The sequence below is a fragment of the Terrabacter sp. NPDC000476 genome, assembly GCF_040300125.1.
Taxonomy (GTDB): Bacteria; Actinomycetota; Actinomycetes; order Actinomycetales; family Dermatophilaceae; genus Terrabacter.
In genome coordinates, this window is record NZ_JBEPDF010000001.1 from 2,286,476 (window position 1) to 2,311,729 (window position 25,254).

At 74.4% G+C, this 25,254-nt stretch carries 24 protein-coding genes; 11 read left to right on the forward strand and 13 right to left on the reverse strand.

Annotated features, from left to right (window positions below; translation table 11 throughout):
- Positions 1-5: 5 nt before the first annotated feature.
- The 3 genes from ABT295_RS10790 to ABT295_RS10800 form a co-directional block, all read right to left on the reverse strand.
- Complete coding sequence (locus tag ABT295_RS10790; RefSeq protein ID WP_352394350.1) at positions 6-1,004, reverse strand: zinc-dependent alcohol dehydrogenase family protein; 999 nt, start codon at positions 1,002-1,004, stop codon at positions 6-8.
- Positions 1,005-1,084: 80 nt separating this feature from the next.
- Entirely contained in the window at positions 1,085-1,738 is a 654-nt protein-coding gene (locus ABT295_RS10795; RefSeq protein ID WP_352394718.1) for a response regulator transcription factor, read from the reverse strand.
- A gap of 32 nt (positions 1,739-1,770) precedes the next feature.
- A complete protein-coding gene (locus tag ABT295_RS10800; protein WP_352394351.1) occupies positions 1,771-3,009 on the reverse strand; it encodes a sensor histidine kinase in 1,239 nt (412 codons plus the stop codon).
- A gap of 135 nt (positions 3,010-3,144) precedes the next feature.
- Here ABT295_RS10800 and ABT295_RS10805 point away from each other — a divergent pair, with 135 nt between their 5' ends.
- Complete coding sequence (locus ABT295_RS10805) at positions 3,145-3,354, forward strand: DUF1918 domain-containing protein (RefSeq protein ID WP_352394352.1); 210 nt, start codon at positions 3,145-3,147, stop codon at positions 3,352-3,354.
- Here the strand turns inward: ABT295_RS10805 and hutI are convergent.
- Genes hutI through ABT295_RS10820 form a run of 3 tightly spaced genes read right to left on the reverse strand, consistent with a single transcriptional unit; the run spans position 3,351 to position 7,155 of the window.
- Positions 3,351-4,574 carry an imidazolonepropionase gene (hutI, locus tag ABT295_RS10810; RefSeq protein WP_352394353.1) on the reverse strand — a complete coding sequence of 408 codons (1,224 nt, stop codon included), beginning with the start codon at positions 4,572-4,574 and terminating at the stop codon, positions 3,351-3,353. The two genes, ABT295_RS10805 and hutI, sit on opposite strands and share 4 nt — an antisense overlap.
- Positions 4,571-5,905 (reverse strand): formimidoylglutamate deiminase, encoded by a 1,335-nt coding sequence (locus tag ABT295_RS10815; protein WP_352394354.1) that lies wholly within the window; start codon positions 5,903-5,905, stop codon positions 4,571-4,573. Before ABT295_RS10815 ends, hutI begins: the two co-directional genes overlap by 4 nt.
- Positions 5,902-7,155: an allantoate amidohydrolase gene (locus ABT295_RS10820; protein ID WP_352394355.1), complete on the reverse strand. Its 1,254-nt coding sequence runs from the start codon at positions 7,153-7,155 to the stop codon at positions 5,902-5,904. Before ABT295_RS10820 ends, ABT295_RS10815 begins: the two co-directional genes overlap by 4 nt.
- Positions 7,156-7,184: 29 nt before the next feature.
- On the opposite strand from ABT295_RS10820, the gene ABT295_RS10825 reads away from it, so the two are divergent.
- Complete coding sequence (locus ABT295_RS10825) at positions 7,185-7,706, forward strand: aminoacyl-tRNA deacylase (protein ID WP_345506098.1); 522 nt, start codon at positions 7,185-7,187, stop codon at positions 7,704-7,706.
- 139 nt (positions 7,707-7,845) lie between these two features.
- Entirely contained in the window at positions 7,846-8,223 is a 378-nt protein-coding gene (locus tag ABT295_RS10830; protein ID WP_352394356.1) for a DUF3253 domain-containing protein, read from the forward strand.
- Between the two features lie 89 nt (positions 8,224-8,312).
- Here ABT295_RS10830 and hutU read toward each other — a convergent pair whose 3' ends face one another.
- Both hutU and hutH read right to left on the reverse strand, forming a co-directional pair.
- A complete protein-coding gene (hutU, locus tag ABT295_RS10835; protein ID WP_352394357.1) occupies positions 8,313-9,968 on the reverse strand; it encodes a urocanate hydratase in 1,656 nt (551 codons plus the stop codon).
- 176 nt (positions 9,969-10,144) lie between these two features.
- Positions 10,145-11,683, reverse strand: coding sequence for a histidine ammonia-lyase (gene hutH / locus ABT295_RS10840; RefSeq protein WP_352394358.1), 1,539 nt, complete (start codon positions 11,681-11,683; stop codon positions 10,145-10,147).
- 101 nt (positions 11,684-11,784) lie between these two features.
- On the opposite strand from hutH, the gene ABT295_RS10845 reads away from it, so the two are divergent.
- The 7 genes from ABT295_RS10845 (at position 11,785) to ABT295_RS10875 (ending at position 19,516) form a co-directional block, all read left to right on the forward strand.
- Positions 11,785-12,561, forward strand: coding sequence for an IclR family transcriptional regulator (locus tag ABT295_RS10845; protein WP_352394359.1), 777 nt, complete (start codon positions 11,785-11,787; stop codon positions 12,559-12,561).
- A gap of 9 nt (positions 12,562-12,570) precedes the next feature.
- Positions 12,571-13,287 (forward strand): Type 1 glutamine amidotransferase-like domain-containing protein, encoded by a 717-nt coding sequence (locus tag ABT295_RS10850; protein WP_352394360.1) that lies wholly within the window; start codon positions 12,571-12,573, stop codon positions 13,285-13,287.
- 10 nt (positions 13,288-13,297) lie between these two features.
- A complete protein-coding gene (locus tag ABT295_RS10855) occupies positions 13,298-14,275 on the forward strand; it encodes an NAD(P)H-quinone oxidoreductase (protein WP_352394361.1) in 978 nt (325 codons plus the stop codon).
- Positions 14,276-14,520: 245 nt separating this feature from the next.
- On the forward strand, positions 14,521-15,138 hold the full coding sequence (locus tag ABT295_RS10860; protein ID WP_352394362.1) for a PadR family transcriptional regulator: 618 nt from the start codon (positions 14,521-14,523) through the stop codon (positions 15,136-15,138).
- Positions 15,135-15,872, forward strand: coding sequence for an ABC transporter ATP-binding protein (locus ABT295_RS10865; protein ID WP_502991098.1), 738 nt, complete (start codon positions 15,135-15,137; stop codon positions 15,870-15,872). The genes ABT295_RS10860 and ABT295_RS10865 overlap by 4 nt, the downstream gene beginning before the upstream one ends.
- 1 nt (position 15,873) lies before the next feature.
- The gene (locus ABT295_RS10870; RefSeq protein WP_352394363.1) at positions 15,874-18,777 is read left to right on the forward strand and encodes an FtsX-like permease family protein; all 2,904 of its coding nucleotides are present in this window, start codon (positions 15,874-15,876) and stop codon (positions 18,775-18,777) included.
- A gap of 91 nt (positions 18,778-18,868) precedes the next feature.
- The gene (locus ABT295_RS10875; RefSeq protein ID WP_352394364.1) at positions 18,869-19,516 is read left to right on the forward strand and encodes a bacterial proteasome activator family protein; all 648 of its coding nucleotides are present in this window, start codon (positions 18,869-18,871) and stop codon (positions 19,514-19,516) included.
- Positions 19,517-19,541: 25 nt separating this feature from the next.
- On the opposite strand, the gene ABT295_RS10880 is transcribed toward ABT295_RS10875, so the two are convergent.
- The gene (locus tag ABT295_RS10880) at positions 19,542-20,225 is read right to left on the reverse strand and encodes a histidine phosphatase family protein (RefSeq protein ID WP_352394365.1); all 684 of its coding nucleotides are present in this window, start codon (positions 20,223-20,225) and stop codon (positions 19,542-19,544) included.
- Entirely contained in the window at positions 20,222-20,419 is a 198-nt protein-coding gene (locus tag ABT295_RS10885) for a hypothetical protein (protein ID WP_352394366.1), read from the reverse strand. Before ABT295_RS10885 ends, ABT295_RS10880 begins: the two co-directional genes overlap by 4 nt.
- A gap of 96 nt (positions 20,420-20,515) precedes the next feature.
- Between ABT295_RS10885 and ABT295_RS10890 the strand changes: the two genes are divergently transcribed.
- Positions 20,516-22,204: a metallophosphoesterase family protein gene (locus tag ABT295_RS10890; protein ID WP_352394367.1), complete on the forward strand. Its 1,689-nt coding sequence runs from the start codon at positions 20,516-20,518 to the stop codon at positions 22,202-22,204.
- Here ABT295_RS10890 and ABT295_RS10895 read toward each other — a convergent pair.
- The 3 genes from ABT295_RS10895 to ABT295_RS10905 all read right to left on the reverse strand — a co-directional run bounded on the left by ABT295_RS10895 (position 22,194) and on the right by ABT295_RS10905 (position 25,169).
- Entirely contained in the window at positions 22,194-23,966 is a 1,773-nt protein-coding gene (locus ABT295_RS10895; protein WP_352394368.1) for an AMP-binding protein, read from the reverse strand. The genes ABT295_RS10890 and ABT295_RS10895 overlap by 11 nt on opposite strands.
- Before the next feature lie 21 nt (positions 23,967-23,987).
- Positions 23,988-24,659 (reverse strand): PH domain-containing protein, encoded by a 672-nt coding sequence (locus ABT295_RS10900; RefSeq protein WP_352394369.1) that lies wholly within the window; start codon positions 24,657-24,659, stop codon positions 23,988-23,990.
- A gap of 117 nt (positions 24,660-24,776) precedes the next feature.
- A complete protein-coding gene (locus tag ABT295_RS10905) occupies positions 24,777-25,169 on the reverse strand; it encodes an SHOCT domain-containing protein (protein ID WP_352394370.1) in 393 nt (130 codons plus the stop codon).
- Positions 25,170-25,254: the final 85 nt, after the last annotated feature.

Consider the following 25,254-nt stretch of genomic DNA (forward strand, 5'->3'; position numbering starts at 1 on the left):
CGGTGTCAGACGACGAGCACGGCGGCGCCGTGCACGCGCCCGGCCTCGAGGTCGGCGAGCGCGCGGTCGGCCTCGTCCATCGGCACCGGCGTCGTCGCGACGCGCAGCCCCAGCCGGTCGGCGAGGGTCAGCAGCTCCTCGCCGTCCCGGCGGGTGTTGCTCGTGACGCTGCGCAGGCTCCGCTCCCGGAAGAGGTGACGCTGGTAGTCGAGCACCGGCACGTCCGAGAGGTGGATGCCGGCCACCGCGAGGGTGCCACCCGGCCCGAGCGCCTCGAGCGCCACCGGCACGAGGTCGCCCGCCGGGGCGAAGAGGATCGCGGCGTCGAGCGGCACGGGCGGCGCGTCGGTGGGGCCGCCGACGGAGGCCGCGCCGAGCTCGGCCGCGAGCGCCCGTGCCCCCGCCCCGCGCGTCAGCACGTGCACCTCGGCGCCCTGCGCGACCGCGACCTGCGCGGTGAGGTGCGCGCTCGCGCCGTAGCCGTAGATGCCGAGGCGGCCACCCGGCGGCAGCTCGGCGCGGCGGAGTGCCCGGTAGCCGATGATGCCGGCGCAGAGCAGCGGCGCGGCCTCGACGTCGGAGAACGACGCGGGCAGGCGGTAGGCGTACGCCTCCGGCACGACGGTCCACGGGGCGTAGCCCCCGTCGGCGTCCCACCCGGTGTAGCGCGAGGCCGGGCACAGGTTCTCCCGGCCCGAACGGCACCACCGGCAGGCCCCGCACGTCGACCGGAGCCACGCGACGCCGACGCGGTCGCCCGGCACGAACCGGTGGGCGCCCTCGCCGAGCACCGCCACCTCGCCGACGACCTCGTGCCCGGGCACGAGCCGGTGCCGGTGGCGGGGCAGGTCGCCCGTCACGACGTGCAGGTCGGTGCGGCACACCCCGCACGCCCGCACGCGCACGAGCACCTCACCCGGCCCGGGCTCCGGCACCGGCAGCTCCGCCCGCACCAGCGGCCTCCCGCGCAGCGGTCCGGGCTCCTCGACGACCCATGCCTCCATGCCCCCGACCCAACCGCGCCCGGCCGGGGCGGGCAAGGGGCCAAGGTCCCGCCTGCAGAGGCCCAGCGGGGTCGGCTGGGTCAGGCGTCGCCGACCCGCACGAGCCCGGTCTCGTAGGCGAGCACGACCATCTGCACGCGGTCGCGCAGCCCGAGCTTGGCGAGCACCCGCCCGATGTGCGTCTTCACGGTGGCCTCGGCGACGAAGAACGACGCCGCGATCTCGGCGTTGTTGAGGCCCCGCCCGACCGCCTCGAGCACCTCGCGCTCGCGCTCGGTGAGCACGTCGAGCCGCTCGAGCCCGCTCGGCGCGGCGGGGGTGACGAGCACCGGCAGGAAGCGGTCGAGCAGGCGGCGCGTCGGCCCCGGCGCCACGACGGCGTCGCCCGTGTGGACGGCCCGGATCGCCGTGAGCAGCTCGGACGGGCCGGCGTCCTTGAGCAGGAACCCCGCCGCGCCGGCGCGCAGGGCGGCGTAGACGTACTCGTCGAGGTCGAAGGTCGTCAGGACGAGCACCTTCGGCGTCTCGCCGCGCTCGACGATGCGCCGGGTCGCCTCGATGCCGTCGAGCCGGGGCATCCGGATGTCCATGAGCACGACGTCGACCGCGCGCCCGGGCAGCGCGTCGAGCGCGGCCTGCCCGTCGGCGCACTCCGCGACGACCTCGATGTCCGGCTCGGCGTCGAGCACCATGCGGAAGCCGGCGCGCACGAGCGCCTGGTCGTCGACGATCATGACGCGTGTCGCGGCGTCGGTGCCCGCCTCGTTCACGGCTCCCCCTGTGTCGGTCCGGTCGGTGCGACGGGTGCGGTCGGTGCGCCCGTCGGAGTCGGTGTGGTGGGCATCGTCGCGAGCACCTCGTAGCCGCCACCCGCGCCCGGCCCGGCCGTCAGTGTGCCACCGTGCACCGCGACCCGCTCGCGCATGCCCGCCAGCCCGTGGCCGCGGCCGTCGTCGACGCTGCGCACCCCGATGCCGTCGTCGCGCACGAGGATCCGCAGCCGCTGCTCGTCCTGCTCGACCTCCACGCGCGCGCTCGCGCCGGCGCCCGCGTGCTTGATGACGTTGGTGAGCGACTCCTGCACGACGCGGTATGCCGCCAGGTCGAGTCCCACGGGCCGGGGCCGTTCCGCACCGCGCACCGTGAGCGTCACCGGCACCCCGGCCGCACGCACGCCGGCCACGAGGTCGTCGAGCTGGGTGACGCCCCCGGTCGGGGCGAGCTCGAGGCCCGACTCGGGGTCGCGCAGCACCCCGACGAGCCGGCGGGTCTCGCCCAGCGCGTCGCGCGCCGTCGAGCCGATCGTCTCGAGGGCACCGACCGACCGGGCGAGCGCCCCCTCGGGACGGCGGGTGGCGGCATACGCGGCGCCGTCGGCCTGCACGACGATGACCGACAGCGCGTGCGCGACGACGTCGTGCATCTCGCGCGCGATCGCGGCGCGTTCCTGCTGGGCGGCGAGGAGCAGGGCCTGCTCGCGCTCGCGCTCCACGCGCTCGGCACGGTCCTGCAGGTCGGCGAGGCGCTGGAGGCGCGCCCGCTTGAGGTCGCCGAGCGCCCAGGCCGCGACCGACGCGGCGGCGCACGCGACGAAGGTGAAGACGAACTCCCCGGCTCCCGGCATCCGTCCGGCGGTGGCCGTGAAGCGCACCCCGGCGATGGCGGAGCCGAGCGCTGCCACCCCGAGGCCGGCGAGGCGCACGCCGCGGCGCCGGTCGTAGGCGGCGAGCGAGTAGAGGGCGACGAGGAAGGCCATGTCGCCGGGGAGCAGGTTGCTCGTCGGCACGACCCGCAGGGCGAGCGCGAGGCTGACGACGGCGAACGCCGTGGCGGGGTGCGACCGGCGCCAGATCAGCGCGAGCGACGACGCCCCGACGATCGCCCACCCCCAGCTGTGCGCCTCACCCAGCAGCACGAGGCCGAGGAGGGCGAGCGCGAGGGCCAGGGGCACGTCGAAGAGGAGCGGCCGCCGCTGCAGCCACTCGTAGACCCGTCCCTCGTTCACGGGGCGAGCCTACGAGGGAGGCGCGACACCGTCGTCCGACCACGGTCGCACGGGTCCGGCCAGGGTCTTCGGGCCCTTCCCGCGCGGGCCCCGAGGTGGTGTGCTGGGAGGACGACGAGATCGAGGAGGTGTGCCATGCAGGCACGCGTCGGTGACCGCATCACGATGGCCGCGGAGCACGTCGGGCAGGGCACCCGGGAGGGCACGGTCCGCGAGGTCAGGGGCGAGGGCGGCGGGCCGCCCTACGTCGTCGAGTGGTCCGACGGCCACACCGGGATCATCCATCCCGGCCCCGGCTCGGTGCTGCGCTGCGAGCACCCCGACGACGCGCCGACGGGCCCCTAGAGGCCGACGGGCTCCTGGAGGCCGACGGGCTCCTGGAGCTCGAGCGCCCGGGCGATCGGCACGCCCGCGCGGTAGGCCAGGTGCAGGTGGCTCGGGGCCTCGAGCACGGCCAGCTCGGCCGGAAAGCCGGGCGCGACGCGTCGCTCGAGCCCCAGCGACCGCGCGGAGGCCGCTGTCGCGGCGTGCAGCGCCTCCGCGGGCGTCATCCCCATCTCGCGCACCCCGAGCGCGATCGCGAAGGGGATCGACGAGGAGTAGCAGGTGCCGGGGTTGCAGTCGCTCGCGAGCGCGACGTCGACCCCGGCGTCGAGCAGGGCACGCGCGTCGGGGTAGGGCGAGCGGGTCGAGAACTCGACGCCGGGCAGCAGGGTCGCGACCGTGGTGCCGCGCGCCGCAACGAGGGCCTCGACGTCGGCGGGGTCGAGGTACGTGCAGTGGTCGACGCTGCGGGCGCCGAGCTCGCAGGCGAGCTGCACGCCCGGCCCGTGGCCGAGCTGGTTGCCGTGCACGCGCAGCGCGAGGCCGGCCGCCCGGCCCGCCTCGAGCACGGCGCGGGACTCCTCGCCGTCGAAGGCGTGGCTCGAGCGCGGCTCGCAGAAGACGTCGATGCTCTCGGCGACGCCGGCCGCCGTGACGGCCGCGATCATCGGCCCGGTGACGAGGTCGACGTAGTCGGCCCGGCGCGACGCGAACTCCGGCGGCACGACGTGCGCGCCGAGGAAGGTCGTGTGGGGCGTCACCTCGCGGGCGACGCGCAGCGAGCGCAGCTCGTCGTCGAGCGTCAGGCCGTAGCCGCTCTTGATCTCGACGGTGGTCGTGCCCTGGGCGCGCATCTCCGCCACGCGGCGGCCGACGAGCCGCCGCAGCTCGTCGTCGGAGGCGCCCCGGGTGGCCGCGACCGACACGGCGATGCCACCGCCGTCGTAGGGCGTGCCGGTCATCCGCGCGGCGAACTCGGCCGACCGGTCGCCGGCGAAGACGAGGTGGGTGTGCGAGTCGACGAAGCCAGGCACGACGGCGCGGCCCCCGAGGTCGCGGCGCTCGTCGGCGTCGGGCGCGTCGGCCGCGGGGCCCACCCACTCGATGTCGCCCGCGGCCGACACGACGACGGCCGCGTCGCGGACGATCCCGAGCAGGGCGTCACCGCGGTCGGCGTGCCCGTCCGCCCGGGCCGGGTCGTTCGTCGTCAGCTCGGCGATGCCGGTGAGGAGCAGGCTCACGCGGGTCCTCCCCCGGTGACGCGGGCGATGGCACCACCGAGCAGGCGGCCGACGTCGCCGAGCCGGTGCCGGCCCTCGCTGACGACGACGTCGCCGCCCACGACGACGGTCGAGACGTCGGAGGCCACGCAGGCGTAGATGATCTGGTCGGCGGCCGCCCCGGCCGTGTTGACGGTGTCGGTGCGCACCGTGACGAAGTCGGCGAGCGCCCCCTTGCTGAGGTGCCCGCCGTCCGACCAGCCGAGCGAGCGGTAGCCGTTGAACGACGCGGCGAGGAGCAGGTCGTTCGCCGAGAAGCGGTCGCGCTCGTTCGTCACGAGCCGCTCGTGCATCTCGAGGCCGCGCAGCTCCTCGAAGGGGTCGATGACGACGTGCTGGTCCGAGCCGAGCGAGAGCGGGCTGCCGGCGTCGTGCAGCGCGCGTGCCGGGCCGATGCCGTCCGCGAGGTCGCGCTCGGTCGTCGGGCAGAAGCACGCCCCCGTGCCGGTGGAGCCGAGGGCGGCGATGTCGCGGTCCTCGAGGTGCGTCGCGTGCACGGCGGTCACCTGGTTGCCCAGGGCCCCGGCCTCCTCGAGCAGCTCGGTCGGGGTGCGGCCGTAGAACATCTGGCAGGCGAGGTTCTCGCCGTGCTGCTCCGAGAGGTGCACGTGGAGCGGGAGGTCGCCGGCCGCCTCGACCACCTTGGGGAGGTCCTCGCGCCGCACGGCACGCACCGAGTGGATGGCCGCACCGAGGCGCACCCGGTCGGTCGCGGGGCGCCGCGCGGACATGCGCTCAGCCCACGCCTCGACGGTGCCGTCGCTGAAGCGCCGCTGACCGGGGTGCAGCTCGACGTGGCCGCTCCCGTTGAGCCCGCCCTCGAGGTAGCACGTGTCGAGCAGGGTGAGCCGGATGCCGGCCTCGTCGGCCGCCTGGCGCACCGCGAGCCCCATGGCGTTCGGGTCGCCGTAGGGGTGGCCGCCCGGTCGGTGGTGCACGTAGTGGAACTCGCCGACCACGGTGATGCCGGCCTGCACCATCTCGGCGAAGACGGCCCGCGCAAGCGCGAAGTAGGTGTCGGGGTTGAGCTGCTCGGCCGCGGCGTACATCTGCTCGCGCCAGCTCCAGAAGTTGCCGCCGCCGCCGTTGACGCGTCCGCGGAGCGCCCGGTGGAAGGCGTGGCTGTGCGCGTTGGCCATGCCGGGCAGCGTCACGCCCTCGAGGCGCACGTCGCCGGGCTCCGGATCGGCGTCGACGAGAACCTCCTTGAGGAGGCCGTCCTGCGTCACGAGACGCACCCGACGGCCGAATCCACCTGTGAGCCAAGCGCTCTCGCACCAGAAGCTCGTCATCGCACGTCCCCCGTCGGTTCAGGACCCGCCGCCGCGCAGAGCTCGGTGACGACGGCGGTGAGGGCCGCCACCCCATGGTTGCAGTCCTCGCGGCCGGCCCACTCGGCGGGTGAGTGCGACACGCCCGTGGGGTTGCGCACGAAGAGCATGGCGCTCGGCACCCCGTGCGTGGCGAGGATGCCCGCGTCGTGCCCTGCGCCGGTGCCGAGCAGGGGCGCCTCGGGCAGGATGCCGCGGAGCCGGTCGAGCAGGCCCGCGTCGAAGCTCGTCGTCGGCGTCCACGACTCGAGCGCCGTCGTGGCGCCGAACCTGCCGGCCTCCTCCGTGACGGCGGCGACGGCCGCCCGCACGGCCTCCTCCGAGCTCCCGCGCGCGTCGAGCCAGGCGGTCGCCCGGCTCGCGATGGCGTTGACCCCACCCGGCACGACGTCGACCTTGCCGACCGTCGCCACGCAGCCCTGCGCGAGCGCTGCGGCTCGCGCCGACTGCACCACGGCCGCGAGGCCGAGCATCGCGTCGGCGCGGTCCTCGAGGCGGGTCGTGCCGGCGTGGTTCGCCTCGCCGGGCACGTCCACGCGCCAGCGCCCGTGGGGCCAGATGTCGGTGCCGATCGCGACCGCACGGGACGGGTCGACGAGGTCGTCGCCACCGTCGGGCGCGACGGCGAGGGCCTTGCCCTGCTCGACGTGCAGCTCGACGAACCGCCCGACGCGGCGCACGGCCTCGGGGTCCGGGCCGAGACCTGCGGGGTCTCGCCCGGCGTCGCGCCAGGCCTGGGCCATCGACACGCCCTCGGCGTCGGTGAGCGAGCGGGCGCGGTCGGCGTCGAGGGCGCCGGTGATGATGCGCGAGCCGGCGCAGGCGATGCCGAACCGGGCACCCTCCTCGTCGACGAAGTTGACGACGCCGAGCGGCACGGCGGGCCGGGCGCCGGCCGCGCGGAGCGCGTCGACCGTCGCGAGCGCGCTGACGACGCCGAGCGGGCCGTCGAAGGCACCGCCGTCCGGCACGCTGTCGAGGTGCGAGCCGACGACGACGCCGGGGGTCCGGTCGGGGTCGCCCCACCACGCCCACTGGTTGCCCGCGCGGTCCTCGACGAGCTCGAGCCCGCGTGCCGCGCACTCCCCGGCGAACCACTCGCGGAGGTCGTGGTCGGTGCGGGTCCACGCGTGGCGGCGGTAGCCACCGGTGGTCGCGTCACGCCCGAGCGGCTCGAGGTCGGCCCACATCCGGTCGAAGCTCGTCGTCACGCCGCCTCCTCCCCCTTAGGTTGGGTGCCATGGTTCCCGACCGCGATGAGGCCGAGCGTAGTGATCCGGACGAGATCCGCACCCCGGCGGTCGACGCCGTGCGCGCGGCCGGCATCGAGCACGAGGTGACCCGCCACGGGCGCGTCTCGAGCCTCGCCGAGGCGGCGGCCGCCCGCGGCATCGAGCCGCGTGACCTCATCAAGACCCTCGTCGTGCGCCGGTCGGAGGACGACCACGTCTTCGTCCTCGTGCCCGGCGACCGCACCTTCTCGTGGGCCAAGGTGCGCGCGCTCCTCGGAACGAACCGCATCTCGATGCCGGACGCCGACGCGGCCAGGGCCGTCACCGGCTACGAGCGCGGCACCATCACCCCGTTCGGGTCGGCCACCCGGCTGCCCGTCATCGCGGACAGCCACCTCGTCGGCCGCCGCGTCTCGCTCGGCGGCGGCGCGCACGGGGTCGGGCTGACGGTCCGGGGCGACGACGTCATCCGCCTCTTCGAGGCGACGGTCGCCGACATCTCCGACGAGGAGGTCCGCCAGACCCCCTGACCCCCCAACCGTCGAGAGGCCACCCTTCGCGGGTGCCTGACCGTCGAGAGGCCACACCCTGCGGGTGCTGACCCCTCGAGAGGCCACTCCTGGAGGGTGCTGGTGCGTCGAGAGGTCAAGGTGGCGGACACTGGTGACCATGTCCCGCACCCCGCTGCCCACCAAGCCCTGCGCCCGCTGCGGCCGCACCATCACGTGGCGCAAGGCGTGGGCCCGCGACTGGGACTCCGTGCGCTGGTGCTCCGACAGCTGCCGCAAGCACGGCGTGCGCCAGGTCGACCTCGACCTGCAGGACACGCTCGAGGCCCTGCTCGACGCGCGGGCGCGCGACGCCTCGGTGTGCCCGAGCGAGGCCGCGCGGGCCGTCGGCGACGACGACTGGCGCGAGCTCATGGAGCCCGCCCGCATGGCGGCCCGGCGGCTCGTGGCCGACGGGCGCGCCGAGATCACCCAGGGCGGGCAGGTCATCGACCCCGACCACGCCAAGGGCCCGATCCGGGTGCGCCGCCCCCGCTGAGCTCCCGCCGGTCGATGTGTCCTGCGGTCACCGGTGACCGTGGGACACATCGACCCGACGAGCGGACCGGGGGCGGACGGCATACGGCCTCAGCCCTCCTGCATGGGGATGCGGACGCCGCGCTCGTGCGCGACCCGGTCGGCGATGTCGTAGCCGGCGTCGACGTGGCGGATGACGCCCATGCCGGGGTCGTTCGTCAGCACGCGCGCGAGCTTCTGGGCGGCGAGGTCGGTGCCGTCGGCGAGGGAGACCTGGCCGGCGTGCAAGCTGCGACCGATGCCGACGCCGCCGCCGTGGTGGATCGAGACCCAGCTCGCGCCCGAGCTCGTGTTGACGAGGGCGTTGAGCAGCGGCCAGTCGGCGATGGCGTCGGACCCGTCGGCCATCGACTCGGTCTCGCGGTACGGGGACGCCACCGAGCCCGAGTCGAGGTGGTCGCGGCCGATGACGACGGGCGCCGAGAGCTCCCCCGTGCGGACCATCTCGTTGAACTTCAGGCCGGCCTTGTCGCGCTCGCCGTAGCCGAGCCAGCAGATGCGGGCGGGCAGGCCCTGGAAGGCGATCCGGTCCTGCGCGCCCCGGATCCACTTGTGCAGGCGGTCGTTGTCGGGGAAGAGCTCGAGCACCGCCTTGTCGGTGGCGGCGATGTCGCGTGGGTCGCCCGAGAGCGCCGCCCAGCGGAACGGGCCCTTGCCCTCGCAGAAGAGCGGACGGATGTAGGCCGGCACGAAGCCGGGGAACTCGAAGGCGCGGTCGTAGCCGCCGAGGCGGGCCTCGTCGCGGATCGAGTTGCCGTAGTCGAAGACCTCGGCGCCGGCGTCCTGGAACTCGACCATCGCCTTGACGTGCTTGGCCATCGAGGCCCGCGCCCGGTCGGTGAAGTCCTCGGGCTTCTTCTCGGCGTACTCGGCCCAGTCGGCGACGTCGACGCCCTCGGGGAGGTAGCTGAGCGGGTCGTGCGCCGACGTCTGGTCGGTGACGATGTCGATCTCGACGCCGCGGCGGAGCAGCTCGGGGAAGACCTCGGCCGCGTTGCCGACGACGCCGACGGACCAGCCGCGTCGCTCGCGCTTGGCGGCGAGGGCCTTGTCGATCGCGTCGTCGAGGTCGGTCGCCACCTCGTCGAGGTAGCGGTGCTCGACGCGACGGTGCAGGCGGGCCGGGTCGACGTCGACGATGAGGCAGGCGCCCTCGTTCATCGTGACGGCGAGCGGCTGGGCGCCGCCCATGCCGCCGCAGCCGCCGGTGAGGGTCAGGGTGCCGGCGAGCGTGCCGCCGAACTTCTTCTCGGCGATGGCGGCGAACGTCTCGTACGTGCCCTGCACGATCCCCTGCGTGCCGATGTAGATCCACGAGCCGGCCGTCATCTGGCCGTACATCGTCAGGCCGAGGTGCTCGAGGCGACGGAACTCCGGCCACGTCGCCCAGTCGCCGACGAGGTTGGAGTTGGCGATGAGCACGCGCGGCGCCCACTCGTGCGTCTGCATGACGCCGACGGGGCGGCCGCTCTGCACGAGCATCGTCTCGTCCTGCTTGAGCGTCGTGAGCGTGCGGACCATGGCGTCGAACGACTTCCAGTCGCGGGCCGCGCGGCCGGTGCCGCCGTAGACGACGAGGTCGTCGGGCCGCTCGGCGTTCTCGGGGTCGAGGTTGTTCATCAGCATCCGCAGCGGGGCCTCGGTGGCCCACGACTGCGCGGTCAGGGTCGTCCCACGCGCTGCGCGGACGGGTCGTGCACCTTCCATGTCACTCTCCTTCGAGTGCGAGAAACCTTGGTATGCCGGGTGGTCCACCGTCGAAAGGCCACTCTTTGCGGGTCCCCGCCGTTCGAGAGGCCATTTCGCGTCGCAGACTTCGACCTATCGACTGGTCATGACCCACACGCTTTGGCCTTTCGACGGTTGAGTTGGGGTTTGGGGGGTCAGCGGAGGGGGCCGGTGACGGCCTCGACGGCCGCGAGGGCCCGGCCCGACCGGACGAGCTCGACCGCGGACTCGATCTCCGGGGCGAGGAACCGGTCGGTGCCGACGCCCGGCACGCTCTCGCGCAGCGCCGCGACGACGGCGGCCGTGGCGGGCGCCGGCGCGAGCGGGGCGCGCAGCTCGATGCCTCGCGCCGCGGTGAGCAGCTCGACGGCCAGCACCCGGGTCAGGCCGTCGACGGACCGGCGCAGCTTGCGCGCCCCCGACCAGCCCATCGAGACGTGGTCCTCCTGCATCGCCGAGCTGGGGATCGAGTCGACGCTGGCCGGCACCGCGAGGCGCTTCAGCTCGGAGACGATGGCGGCCTGGGTGTACTGGGCGATCATGTGGCCCGAGTCGACGCCCGGGTCGTCGGCGAGGAAGGCCGGCAGCCCGTGGCTGCGGGCCGGGTCGAGGAAGCGGTCGGTGCGGCGCTCGGACATCGAGGCGACGTCGGCCGCGACGATAGCGAGGAAGTCGAGCACGTAGGCGACCGGCGCCCCATGGAAGTTGCCGTTGGACTCGACGCGGCCGTCGGGCGTCACGACGGGGTTGTCGACCGCCGAGGCCAGCTCCCAGCCGGCCACGCGGGCGGCGTGGTCGACGGTGTCGCGGGCCGCGCCCGCCACCTGGGGCGCGCAGCGCAGCGAGTAGGCGTCCTGCACGCGGGTGCACTCCTCGGTGCGGTGCGACTCGCGGATCGCACTGCCGCGCATGACCGCCCGGATGTTCGCGGCCGAGGAGGCCTGGCCCGGCTGGGGCCTCAGGGCGTGCAGGTCCGCGGCGAAGACGTCGTCGGAGCCGAGCAGTCCCTCGACGCTCATCGCGGCGCACACGTCGGCGACGCGCAGCAGGTGGCGCAGGTCGTCGACGGCGAGCGCGAGCATGCCGAGCATGCCGTCGGTGCCGTTGATGAGGGCCAGGCCCTCCTTCTCGGCGAGCACGACCGGCTCGATCCCGTGGTCGCGCAGGGCCGTGCTGGCGTCGGTGAGCGTGCCGTCGGCGAGCCGCACCGGGCCCTCCCCCATGACGGCGAGCGCGCAGTGCGAGAGGGGCGCGAGGTCGCCCGAGCAGCCGAGCGACCCGTACTCGTGCACGACGGGCGTAATCCCGGCGCTCAGCACGGCAGCATACGCCCTCGCGGTCTCGAGGCGCACGCCCGTGCGCCCGGTGGCGAGGGTCGAGAGGCGGAGCAGCATGAGGGCCCGCACGACCTCCCGCTCGACCTCGGGGCCGCTGCCGGCGGCGTGCGAGCGCACGAGCGAGCGCTGCAGCTGGGCACGCAGGTCGGTGGGGATGTGGCGCGTGGCGAGCGCGCCGAAGCCGGTCGACACGCCGTAGTGCGGCACGGTGTCGTGCGCGAGCGCCTCGATGACCGCGCGGCTGCGCGCGATCTCGGCCTCGGCCTCCGCGGACAGCGCGACGGCCGCGCCGTGACGGGCGACCGCGACGACGTCGTCGATCTCGAGGGGGCCGGTGCCGATGGTGACGAGGTGCATGAGTCCATGGAAGCGGTCCCCGGGTGGCGCGACGGCCCGCCGAGGTGGACAATTGTCTCGGATGTGAGACGACGACGCCCACACCGGAGGTGACCGCCCCGATGTCCAACGCACCGGCCGCCGCGAACGCCCTCGACGTCCTCGAGCACCTCTCGCGCCATGCGGAGCCCGTGCCGGCCGCGTCCATCGCGCGCGACCTCGGGCTCCCCCGCAGCTCGGTCTACCACCTGCTCAAGGTGCTCCACGGCCGCGGCTACGTCACCCACTACGTCGAGGAGCGACGCTTCGGCCTGGGCCCGGCGGCCTACGAGCTCGGCTCGGCCTACCAGCGGCAGGCCCCCCTGGCCCGGGTGGCGCGGGCCGTGATGCGCCGCCTCGTCGACCAGTGCGGCCGCAACGCCCACTTCGCCACCCTCGACGGCCGCGACGTCATCTACCTGCTCGAGGAGCGCGCGCCGGGGCAGCCGATGCTCGTCACCGACGTCGGCGTCCGCCTGCCCGCGCACCTGACCGCGAGCGGGCTCGCCATGCTGTCGGCCCTGCCGCACACCCAGGTGCGCGCCCTCTACCCCGACCGCGCCTCCTTCGTTCAGCGCAGCGGCGGCGGCCCGCGCTCGCTCGTCGAGCTGCGCGGCGTGCTCGCGCGCACCCGGGCCGAGGGCCACGCCCGCGAGGAGGGCACCGTCACCCCGGACCTCTCGTCGGTGGCGGTGCCGGTGCTCGACCGGGCCGGCCGCCCGCTCGCGGCGATCGCCCTGACCCTGCGCACGACCGACGCCACGGGCGAGCACGTCGCCGACCTCGTGGCACGGGCCCGCACCGCCGCCGACGACATCGCGCGCCGGCTGAGCCCCACCGCCGCCGCGCGCCGGGCCTAGGGTCTCGTCATGGACGTCCACCTCGTCGGCGGCGGCTGGGAAGACGCGCACGCCCCCGCGCTCTACGGCGACTTCGTCGCGGCCGCGGGTCGTCGCGCCGCCGGCACCCCGCGCATCCTGCTCGTCGTGCTCGGCACCGACGCGGAGTCGCTCGAGTACCACGAGCGCTACCGCCACGTGCTCGGCCTCGCGGGCGGTCACGACCTCGTCGTCGAGCGCGTGCCCGAGGGCGCCGCGTTCGACGCCGCGGCCCTCGACGGCGTCGACGGGCTCTTCGTGGGCGGTGGGCCGACGCCCGGCTACCACGCGGCCCTCGCACCCTCCTTCTCCCGGATCCGCGCGCTCGTCGCCGCCGGGATGCCGTATGCCGGCTTCTCGGCCGGGGCGGCCGTCGCCGGGTCCCACGCCGTGATCGGCGGCTGGCGCCTCGACGGCGTCGCCGTCTGCCCCGAGGAGAGCAACGAGGACCTCGACGAGGTCACGGTCATGCCCGGGCTCGGCCTCGTGCCGGGCGCCGTCGACGTGCATGCCGCGCAGTGGGGCAACGTCTCGCGCGCCGTGGCGGTCGTCGCCGCCGGTCTGGCACCCCGCGCGGTCGCCCTCGACGAGGACACCGCGCTCCACGCCGACGGTCGTGTCGTGGGGGCCGGACGCGTGTGGCACGTCACGCCCGACCCGGCCCGCGCGGGCGGGGTCTCGGTGCACACGGTGGCCGCCGGTCAATAGAGTCGGTCCCATGCGCGCCATCACGATCCCGGAGCCCGGAGACGCCGACAGCCTCGTCCTCGCCGAGGTGCCCGACCCCGAGGCGGGGCCCGGCCAGGTGCTCGTCGACGTCGTCGCGGCCGGCGTCAACCGGGCCGACGTCATGCAGCGCCTCGGCCACTACCCGCCGCCGGCCGGCGCCTCGGAGTACCCCGGCCTCGAGGTGAGCGGCCGCGTGGCCGCGCTCGGCGAGGGCGTGCAGGGCTGGGCGGTCGGCGACGAGGTGTGCGCGCTCGTCGACGGCGGCGGCTACGCGGAGCGCGTCGTCGTGCCGGCCGAGCAGCTGCTGCCCGTGCCGAGCGGCGTCTCGCTCGTCGACGCCGCCGGGCTGCCCGAGGTCGCCTGCACCGTGTGGTCGAACGTCTTCCTCGTCGCGAACATCCAGCCGGGGCAGGTGCTGCTCGTCCACGGCGGCAGCTCGGGCATCGGCACCATGGCCGTGCAGCTCGGCAAGGCCGTCGGCGCGCACGTCGCCGTCACCGCGGGCAGCCAGGCCAAGCTCGACGTGTGCCGGGAGCTCGGCGCGGAGTTCCTCGTCAACTACCGCGAGGAGGACTTCGTCGAGCGGCTGCGCGAGCTGACGAAGGGCCACGGCGCCGACGTCATCCTCGACAACATGGGCGCGAAGTACCTCGGTCGCAACGTCGAGGCGCTCGCGGTCAACGGCCGGCTCGTGACGATCGGCCTCATGGGCGGCCGTACCGGCGAGCTCGACATGGGCATGCTGCTCGCCAAGCGCGGCGCCGTCATCGCGACCTCGCTGCGCGCCCGCCCCGCCACCGAGAAGGCCGCCATCGTGGCCGCCGTGCGCGAGCACGTGTGGCCGCTCGTCGAGTCGGGCGACGTGCGCCCAGTCATCCACTCGCACCACCCCCTCGAGCACGCCGCCGAGGCGCACCGCGAGATGGAGGCCTCCGGCCACATCGGCAAGATCCTGCTCACCACCTGAGGCCGGCACGCGAGGAATCACCTCGACCCGCCGCCCAGCCCTGCGGTTCGAGGTAGGCCGCCGCGCCGGGGCGCGAGAAATCACCTCGACCGGCCGCCCAGCCCCGCGGTTCGAGGTATGCCGCCGCGCCGGGGCGCGAGAAATCACCTCGACCCGCCGCCGCGTCCTCGGGCTTGCCCACCCGGGCAATACTCGGTATACATGCCCTCACCACAAGGAATACCGAGTATGCAGGGGGTCGGCCGATGTCGGTCAAGCAAGGACTGCTCGCACTGCTCGCCGAGGAGCCGATGTACGGCGCCCGGCTGCGCAGCGAGTTCGAGGCACGCACCGGCGGCACCTGGCCGCTCAACGTCGGGCAGGTCTACACGACCCTCGCGCGGCTCGAGCGCGACGGTCTCGTCGAGCCCGTGGGCGGCAGCGACGAGGAGGGTCGCATCGCCTACCGCCTCACCGAGGCGGGACGCGCCGAGATCGCGTCGTGGTGGTCGACCCCCGTCGACCGCGACAGCACGCCGCGCGACGAGCTCGTCATCAAGCTGGCCCTGGCCGTCACCTCGCCGGGCGTCGACGTCCAGGGCGTCGTGCAGACCCAGCGCACGGCGACGCTGCGCCACCTGCGTGACCTGACCCGGCTCAAGAGCCGCACGTCCGACGAGCCCGACGCGCACGACCTCGCCTGGCTGCTCGTGCTCGAGAACCTCCTCTTCGCCGCCGAGGCCGAGGTGCGCTGGCTCGACCACGTCGAGTCCACCCTCCGCCGGATGCCGGCAGTCCCCCTCCGCGCGGACGCGCGGTCCGCGGTCCCCGACGACGAGCCCGCGCCGCGGACGAGCGCCCCCACGACGGGGGGCCGCTCGTGACCGCCGGAGCCGCCTCCACCCCCGTGCTCGTGCTCGACGACGTGTCGCGCGTGCACGGCGAGGGCGAGACCGAGGTCGTCGCCCTGAGCCACGCCTCCCTGACCGTGGAGCGCGGCGAGCTCGTCGCCGTCATGGGCCCGTCGGGCTCGGGCAAGTCGAGCCTGCTCAACCTCGCCGGCGGCCTCGACCGCGCGACGAGCGGTCGCGTCGTCGTCGAGGGCATCGACGTCTCCTCGCTCGACGCCACGGGTCTCGCCGCCCTGCGCCGCCGCTCCATCGGCTTCGTCTTCCAGGACCTCAACCTCATCCCGAGCCTGACCGCTGCCGAGAACATCGGCCTGCCGCTCGAGCTCGACGGGTGGTCGGTGCGCCGGGCCCGGGGCCAGGCCCTCGACGCGCTCGACCAGCTGCGCCTGCGCGAGCTCGCGGAGCGCTACCCCGACCAGATGTCGGGCGGCCAGCAGCAACGGGTCGCCATCGCCCGGGCCCTCGTCGGCGAGCGCTCGCTCGTGCTGGCCGACGAGCCGACCGGTGCCCTCGACTCGCACACGGGCGAGGGCGTGCTGAAGATCCTGCGCCAGCGCTGCGACGCCGGCGCGGCCGGGCTGCTCGTCACGCACGAGGCGCGGCACGCGGCTTGGGCCGACCGGGTCGTCTTCCTGCGCGACGGCGTCGTCGTCGACGAGACGGGCGCCCCCGACTCGGCCGACTCGCTCCTGACCCGGACGCACTGACGTGGGCCTCCCCAGCATCCAGGCCCCCGCCTCGCCCGCCTCGCACGGGTCACGGCTCGACCGCTGGCGCGCCGGCTGGCGCGTGTCGCTCCGGATGGCGAGCCGCGACGTGCGCCGGCACCGCGGCCGCAGCCTGCTCATCGTCGTCATGGTGGGCCTGCCCGTCCTGCTCCTGACCGCCGGCAGCACCCTGTGGTTCAGCGAGGACGTCGACGCCGCCGAGCGCCTGCCGCTGCAGCTCGGGCAGACGCAGGGCTACCTCGTCGACCCGCTCGACGTCGCCCTCCACCAGCTCGTCGACCCACGGACGTCGTACGGGACCGGCCCCGACGCCACCGAGCCGCGGGCGAAGGTCATCCCGGGTTACGCGTCCGGCCAGGAGGCCGGGGCGCTGGGCCGTCTGGTCGGAGGCGCCGTCCACCCGGTCACGCTGTCGAGCGGGACGGCGCGCGTCGACGACCGCTCGCTCCGGGTGGAGGTCATGGGCGTCGATGCCTCGTCCGCGGCTGCCGCGCTCTCCCCGAAGGTGTCACTGGAGTCCGGGCGCTGGGCCCGCGCAGCGGACGAGGTCGTCGTCACGGACCTCGGCCTCGCGGCCGGCCTTCCCCGCAGCGGGAGCGTCGAGCTGCGGATGCCGACGCCCGAAGGCCGCTCGGAGCCGCACTCGGTGACCGTCGTCGGTGTCGGCACGGGCTACGCGTCCTGGGGGGCGCAGGACGTCCACCCCGTAGAACTCGTCGGGCTGCCCCAGACCGGCGCGACCGAGCGGCAGTGGCTCGTCGAACGGGCCACCTCGCTGACCTGGCCCGAGGTCGAGCGTCTCAACACGTACGGTGTCGGCGCCTACAGTCGGCACGTCGCCCTGAACCCCGACACCATGGTGCTGCCACCGGACGTCACCCTCCCCTCGGACTCCAGCGCGCTCTTCGTCGTCGTCGCGGCCTCCTTCGGGCTGCTGCTGCTCACGACGATGCTCGCGGGACCTGCGTTCGCCGTGAGCGCCGCCCGGCAGCGGCACTCGCTGGCACTGGCCGCCTCGAACGGCGCGACCCGATCACAGCTGCGCCGGACCGTCCTGGGCCAGGCCCTCGTGCTGGGCGTCCTTTCCGCAGTCGTCGGCGCAGCGTCCGGACTCGTCCTCGGCCTGGTGGCCGCCTCACTGATCCACGGTGCCCGTCCCGACCACTTCTTCGGGCCCCTGCAGGTCTCGTGGTCCTCCGTCCTCATCGTCACGGTCGCCGGCATCACCAGCTCCGTGGTGGCGGCTCTCGTGCCGAGCCGCGGCCTGGGTCGCCTCGACATCGTGTCGGTGCTCAAGGGGCAGAACGTGTCGGCGCCGCTGCGTCGGCGCGTGCCGGTCCTCGGCGCTGCGCTCACCGCGGTGGGCATCGGCGCCGTCCTCTTCGCCTCCTATCGATCTGCCGACGCCTACATCTACGTCTACCTCGGCGGCGCTGCACTCACGGTCCTGGGGTCGCTGCTCATCGTGCCGCTCGTGCTCTCGCTCGTGGCCCGGATCGCCCACGCCATGCCACTGCCGGCCCGGATGGCCGCACGGGAGGCCGGGCGACACCGCGGCCGCGCCACGCCGACGGTCGCCGCGATCATGGGTGGCGCGGCCGTGCTCGCGACCGTGTGCATCGGTCTCCAGGCCGACACCGAGCGGGGGGCCCGCACCTACACCCCGCAGCTGGTCGAGGGCCAGGGCATCATCGACACTCCCCAGGCTCTGTCGCGGGAGGAGGCGCGGGAGATCGTCCGGGCCGCCGATCCCGACCTGGTCTCCCTGACCCCCCGCACCCTCATGCCGCGTGCGGACGGCACGACGGTCGCCCTGGCCGCGGCGCAGCCCGGCTGCTCCTTCGCCCAGACGGCGCCCCAGATCGCCTACGACCCCAACGGCTCCACGTCGCCCGGGGATGCGCTCCCACGGTGCGCCACGATCGCCAGCGAGGCCTACTTCCCGGGGTCCGGCCTCGTCGTCGCCGACGCCGACGAGCTCAGCGACTTCGCCGGGCTGGACGACGCGCAGCGGCGCACCCTCGTCGGTGGCGGCCTCGCGGTGCTCGACCCCGCCGTCGCCCGGGCACTGCCTGCCGTCACGACCCAGTGGCAGCAGAGCACACCCATCGCGCAGCTGAGGCCCGTGGACATCCCGCTCGACGGCGACACCTCCAGCTGGTACCTCTACTCCTTCAAGACCGACGACACCGGCAGGGCCGTCGGCTCGAGCGTCCGGCAGAGCCGCGTCACCTTCCCCGTGGTGAAGCTCGACCACGAGCAGTGGATGCGCGTGCTCGGCGGCGGCTACGGCGGGGTCGGGGCGTTCCTCACGACGGCGGCCGTCGACCGTCTCGACGTGACGACGGCGGACAGCGCCACGTTGGTTCGGGGGAGGTCCGCGATCAGCCAGGCACAGGAAGGCGCTCTCCGCGACGCGCTCCAGGCGCGCGTGCCCGACGGCGGCTTCACGGTCGAGCGCGGCTACCAGCGTCAGGACGGCTTCATCCTGGCCATCGCCATCGGCATGATCGCGCTCATCATCCTCGTGGCGACGCTCATCGCGACGGCGCTCGGGCAGGCCGAGGCCGCTCCGCTGCTCGGCACCCTCGCGGCCGTCGGCGCGACCCGGCGCACCCGCCGGGCGCTCGCCGCGTCGCAGGCGGTCTACCTCGCGCTCGTCGGGGCCGTTCTCGGGGTCCTCGTCGGGCTGGCACCGGGAATCGCGATCTCCCGCATCATCACCGCGACCTACACCGAGGGAGGCATGGACTTCAGCACCGTCATCATCAGCATCCCGTGGCTGCAGATCCTGGCCCCGGTGGTCCTCGTGCCCCTCGTGGCCGGGGCGCTCGCCTGGGTCTCGATCCGGCGGGCCCCCGTGGTGGTGCGGCGGGCCACCTGAGCCCGCCGGCCGGCACACCCCCTCGGCCCGGTGCCCGCGCGACCTGACGGGGGACGCACGGGCCCCGTCCCCGTGGGGCAGGATGGGGCGCATGAGCGACGACGTGAGCCGACAGGGACCGGGCAGCGACACCGCCATGGGCGACGACCCGCGCATCGTCGTGGTGACCCCCAACGGCATGGGGGTCGCCGGCCCCAATGACGGCGAGCGGGGTGGCAACCCCGAGGCGCAGCAGCGGGACGGGTCGGGCGAGTCGCACGAGGAGCACGAGCGCTCCCGCGAGCGCACCAACCCGGCCGACCTCGTCGAGGAGCCTGCCAAGGTGATGCGCATCGGCTCGATGATCAAGCAGCTGCTCGAGGAGGTGCGCAATGCCCCGCTCGACGAGGCCGGGCGTCGGCGCCTCGCCGAGGTGCATCACCGCTCCCTCGACGAGCTCAAGGACGGCCTCGCGCCCGAGCTCGTGGCCGAGCTCGACCGGATCGCCCTGCCGTTCCGCGACGAGTCGCCGAGCGACGCCGAGCTGCGCATCGCCCAGGCCCAGCTCGTCGGCTGGCTCGAGGGGCTCTTCCACGGCATCCAGACCGCGCTCGTCGCGCAGCAGATGGCCGCGCAGCAGCAGCTCCAGCAGATGCGGGCCCTGCCGCCCGGCCCCGGCGCGTCCTACGGCACCCCGCACGGCCTGCAGCCGGGCGAGCCGCACCCGGGCGACGCCGGGCCCACCGGCCAGTACCTCTAGGTCGCCGCCGCGGTGCGGCCGGCCCTCAGAGCCAGCTCGACCGCTCGCGCTCGGTCGGCACCACGCCCGGGTCCCACTGGGTGAAGGGCTGCTCGAGCCGGTAGTGGTGGTCGGCCTGCTTGCGCAGCACGACGCTGGCGGCGTTGCCCGGGTTGTCGAGCGACTCGAAGTACTCGACGCTCCAGTGGAACCAGCGCATGCAGAACAGCCGCATCGTCAGCCCGTGGGTCACGACGACGACGTTCCGCGGCGCGGCCGGCGTCTCGAAGTTGCGGTGCATCGACTCGAGGAACGTCGAGACCCGGTCGTAGACGTCCGCGCCGGACTCACCGTGGGTGAAGCGGTAGAAGAAGTGGCCGTAGCGGTCGCGCAGCTCCTTCTCCGCAGCGATGTCGGCGGGGTCCTGGAAGTTGGCCCAGTCCTGCTCCCGGAGGCGCGGCTCCACCCGCACGTCGCGGTCGGCGACCGGCAGCTCGAGCGCCTCGAGCGTCTGGCGGGTGCGCAGGTAGGGCGAGACGTAGACCTCCGCGGGCGCGCCGTCCAGCACCTCTCGGATCCGCGCCCCGGCGATCCGGGCCTGCTCGAAACCCTTGCGGGTCAGACCGATCCGGTGGTCGGGCACCCGTTCGTAGATCGTGTCGTCGACGTTGGCCTCGGACTCGCCGTGGCGCACGAGGATGATCCGGTCGGGTCGGTGCTCGAGGCTCACCGCCTCAGGGTACGGCCGCGACCCTGCGCCGCCCACGGCGCGACGACGAGGAGCAGCCAGGCGAAGCCGAGGCCGAGGCTCACGACGAGCACGACCCCACCCGCCCACGCGCCGAGCACGCGCGGCCCGAGCAGGAGCAGGACGGCATACCCGACCGACGACGCGACGACGGCTGCCCTGCGGCGCGGACCCATGGCTCCTCCTCGGTGCGGATGCAGCCATCGGAGCATGCCGAGGTGAACGCCCGGTGCTCGCGGGGTGACGCGTACCGGGCCGGTTAGGGTGAGGCAATGCGACTGGGAGGCGCCCTGGCGGGAGGCGAGAACCCGTGGGTACGCCGCGCCTCCGCGGTGCTCTCGTGGCTCGCGGTCCTCGCGGCCTGCTACCTCGGCGGTGTCGCCGCGACGAACCTCGCGCCCACGGTGGCCGAGACGTCGCAGTACCGCGCGGTGCTGCGCCTCGACCCCGTGCCGCGCCACTCCCCCGTGCTGCACGCGCCGACCATCGTCGGCGACGTGGACGTCCAGTTCGCCTCTCCGCTGGTCGCGCCCGGCCTCGACGTGCAGGTGTCGGTGCGCGAGGAGATCACCAACCTCTTCACGCGCCCGAACGTCGACATCCGGGCGCTCCAGCCGTCGGGCGACGAGATCTCCGACGCCGTCCGGCAGGCGGCCGTCGGCGTCGGCGTCCGCTTCCTGCTCGGGGCGGGCGCCATCGCGGTCCTGCTCGCGCTCGCGGCGCACTACATCCGCCAGCGCACGACGCACCGCCACCACGTCGTCTTCGTCGCGTCGGCGACCGCCGTCGCGACCGCCGTCACCTTCGGCGGCATCGCGCTGACGTACCAGCCGAACCGGTTCGCCGAGTACCGCACGAGCGGCGTGCTCGGCGTCGTCCAGCGCAACGCCGGCCTGCTCGCCGACGTCGAGGCCCGCGCGAGCCAGGTGACCCCCTACTTCCGCAACCTGCTCGCCGTCACCCAGGCCCTGCAGCAGAAGTACGTCGCCGGCAACGTCGACGAGCCGGTGGCCGCGCGCCTCCTGCTCGTCTCCGACATCCACGGCGCCAACCAGTACGCCCTGATGCGCACCATCATCGAGGAGGAGGACATCGACGCCGTCGTCGACAGCGGTGACCTCGTCAACTTCGGGCGCGTGCAGGAGGGCGACGCCGCGGACATCTACCGCTCCATCGCCTCGCTCGGGGTGCCCTACGTCTTCACGAGCGGCAACCACGACCAGTCGTCGCCGACCGACCGGGCCGTCGTCGCGCGCCTCGGCCGCATCCCCAACGTCGTGCTCCTCGAGGACGCCGCGGGCGCGCTGCGCGAGCTGAGCTTCCACGGCCTGCGGATCACCGGCTTCAACGACCCGCGCTACTTCGGCGACGACAACGCCGACCCGACGGCCAAGGCGAGGCCCGCCGCCGAGCGCTACAACGCGACGCTCGCCGACCAGCCCGAGCCCGACGTCGTCGTCACCCACGAGCCGTATGCCGCCGAGCAGGTCGAGCGCGGACGGATCCTCGTCAACGGTCACATGCACACGCCGTCGATCGAGGGCAACCGGATCCAGGTCGGCACCTTCACAGGCGGCGGGGTCGTCTCGCACTACGCCGAGGGCTCCGGGCAGGAGCTCGACGGCCAGCCGTACGCCTTCGACATCGCCCAGTTCGGCACGTCGTGCGAGCTCACGTCGTTGACCCGCTACTCGTTCCGCAACCTCCTCGAGGGCCGCCCCGCCTACGACAGCGTGCAGGTCATCAGCGGTGCGCGCATCGACCCCTACCGACCCGTGGCGAGCACGGTCAGCCGGCCCGGACAGGACTCGCCCGACCCGGCCAAGCGGATCTGCAGCCGCATCGACGAGACGTCGGTGCGCACCCTGCCGGCGCCCGACGGGTCGACAGGCGGCGCGTCGGACGGCTCGACGAGTGCCCCGACGGACGCCCCTCCCGGCCGGGCGACCGTCAGCCCCTGAGCTCCGGGAACTGGTCGTCGCGCCACTCGCCCGCGGGCCGGTCGGCACCCGCGGCGTCGAGCTCGGTCTCGCGGCCGCGCAGCTCGACGCGGCGGATCTTGCCCGAGATCGTCTTGGGCAGCTCGTAGAACTCGAGGCGCCGCACCCGCTGCCACGGGGCGAGCCTGGCCCGCGCGTGCGCGAGGATCGAGCGGGCCACGTCCTCGCCCGCCTCGTGGCCCGGGGCGAGCGCGACGTACGCCTTGGGCACGGCGAGCCGCACCGGGTCGGGCGCGGGCACGACGGCCGCCTCGGCCACGGCGGGGTGCTCGATGAGCACCGACTCGACCTCGAACGGGCTGATCTTGTAGTCGCTGGCCTTGAAGACGTCGTCGGTGCGGCCGACGAAGGAGATGTAGCCGTCGGCGTCGACCGAGGCGACGTCGCCGGTGTGGTAGAAACCGCCGGCCATGGCATCGGCGTTGCGCTGCTCGTCGCCCTGGTAGCCGGTCATGAGCGGCACCGGGCGCTGCGCGAGGTCGAGGCAGATCTCGCCCTCGCGGTTGCCCTGCGCGTCGGACTCGGTGACGAGCTCGTTCGTCAGCGGGTCGACGACGACGACGGGGCAGCCGGGCAGCGGCCGGCCCATCGAGCCGGGCTTGACCACCGAGCCGGGCGTGTTGCCGACGGCCGCCGTCATCTCGGTCTGGCCGTAGCCGTCGCGGATCGTCAGGCCCCAGGCCTTCTCGACCTGGGCGATGACCTCCGGGTTGAGCGGCTCGCCGGCGCCGATGACCTCGCGCAGCGCGCCCGGCCGGCCCCCGAGGTCGCTCGTGATGAGCATCCGCCACACGGTGGGCGGGGCGCAGACCGAGGTGACCTCGTGGGCGTGCAGCACGCGCAGCAGCGCGGCCGGGTCGAACCGCGTGTAGTTGTAGACGAACGCCGTGGCCTCCGCGGCCCACGGCGCGAAGAACGAGGACCACGCGTGCTTGGCCCAGCCGGGACTGCTGATGTTGAGGTGGATGTCACCGGGCTGCAGGCCGATCCAGAACATCGTCGTCAGGTGACCGACGGGGTAGGAGCGCTGCGTGTGCTCGACGAGCTTGGGCCGGCTCGTCGTGCCCGAGGTGAAGTAGAGCAGCATCCGGTCGTCGGGTCCGGTGCCCGGGTGCTCCGTCGGGCCCGCGTCGAGGGCGTATGCCGCCGCGTGGTCCACCCAGCCCGAGGTGGCCTCGCCCGCCGGGTCGGCGGGGTCGGCGCCGCCGACGGCCACGCGTACGTAGTCGCCGGGCACGTCGGCGAGCTTGTGCGCCTCCGAGGCGTTGGTGATGACGGCCCGGGCCCGTCCGCGCTCCATCCGGTCGAGCAGGTCGCCGGGACCGACGGCCGTCGTCGTCGGCATGACGACCGCACCGAGCTTGATGACGGCGAGCATCGACTCCCACAGCTCGACCTGGTTGCCGAGCATGAGCACGACGGAGTCGCCGCGACCGATGCCCAGCGCCGAGAGGTGCGCGGCGACCTGGTCGGAGCGCCGGGCCATCTCGTCGTAGGAGTACGACGCGACCGACTCGTCCTGCTCGACGATCGTCAGGCAGGCGCGCTCGTTGCCGCGGGCGACGGCGTCGAACCAGTCGACGCCCCAGTTCCACCGGTCGCCGACGTCGGGGAAGGTGAACTCGTCGGCGGCGCGGGCGTGGTCGCCGCGGAGCGAGAGCAGCTGGTCACGGGCGGCGCGGTACGCCGAGGTCGCGCTGGCATCGGTGGCAGTTGAGCTCATGGCCCCGACCCTGCCACAGGATCAGAGCGGCTGGTCGTTCCCGTCACCGAGGTCACGCGGGCGCCGGCGCTCCTCGGCCAGCTCGGGGCGCTGCTGCGGCACGGCCGTCGTCTCGTCGTCGGCACCCGTCGAGTAGCGCGCCGTGCCGTCGGCCGCGGCGTCGGCGTCGGGCGCGAAGCGGCCGTGGCTGCGCCGGCGCAGGTCGTCCTCGTCGATGAGGCGGTTGATGAGCTGCTGCACCTCGTTGCTGCGCGGGATGTTCGCGAGGTTCTCGTCGGGGCTGTCGCCGGCCGACTCGATGTGGAGCGAGCCGGAGCGGATGAGCCGGTCGAGCACCGTCTGCTGGAAGCTCACGTCGGTGATCTTCGAGAGGGTGATGTCCTTGCCGTTCTTGGTGAGGATGCCGCGTCGCACCATGACCCGGTGCGAGGTGATGACGTAGTGCGTCGTGCGCCACCGCAGGTAGGGCACGACGACGGCCGGGATCGCGATGACGACGAGCACGGCGACGGCGATCCACTGGATGCGGTTGCCGGTCTCGTCGTCGGGCGTGACGACGGCGACGGCGATGCAGGCGCCCGCGAGCAGCAGGCCGAGGATCGTCGGCACGACGACGGTGAGCCAGTGCGGGTGCAGCCCGCGCTCGACCCGCTCGTTCTTGGCCAGCACGTTCTCGGGGAACCCCACGGTCATCCTCCTGTCGGCACGGTCCGGGCGGACCATCGGCACCCGTCCAGCCTAGGCGTTCACCCGCCGACCGGGGCGTCGCGACGGGCCGCCGCGACCGCGTCGTCGTGCCGCGCGCAGGTGTCAGCCCGCGGCGAGGATGCGCGCCTTCTGCTGCGTGAGCTCCTCGTCGGTGAGGATGCCCTGCGCGTGCAGGGCCGCCAACCGTTCGAGCGCCGCGATCATGGCGTCGGTGCCGGTCGCCGGGGCCGGCGGGGCCGCTGGAGCCGCGGGGGCTGCCGGCGGTGGGGGTGGGGGCGCCTGGGCGGCCAGCGCCTGGGCGACCGCCGCCTGCGTGGCGGCGGCCTGCGCGGCTGCCTCCTGCTGCTGCCGGTAGGCCGCGGCCTCGGCAGCCTGCTGCGCCTTCGCCTGCTGGCCCGCCTGCGCTCGCCCGCTCACCGCGTTGGCCGTGCCGGCGACGACGGCCGTGCGGGCGGCGAGCCCCAGCAGTCCGGGCCGACCTCTGCGTCCTCTCATGACCTCTCCTCCTTCGATGCCGTGGACGGGCCGGCGCCGGCGTGACGGTCGTCGCCCACCTCATGCTCCGGAAGGTGCCCCGGGG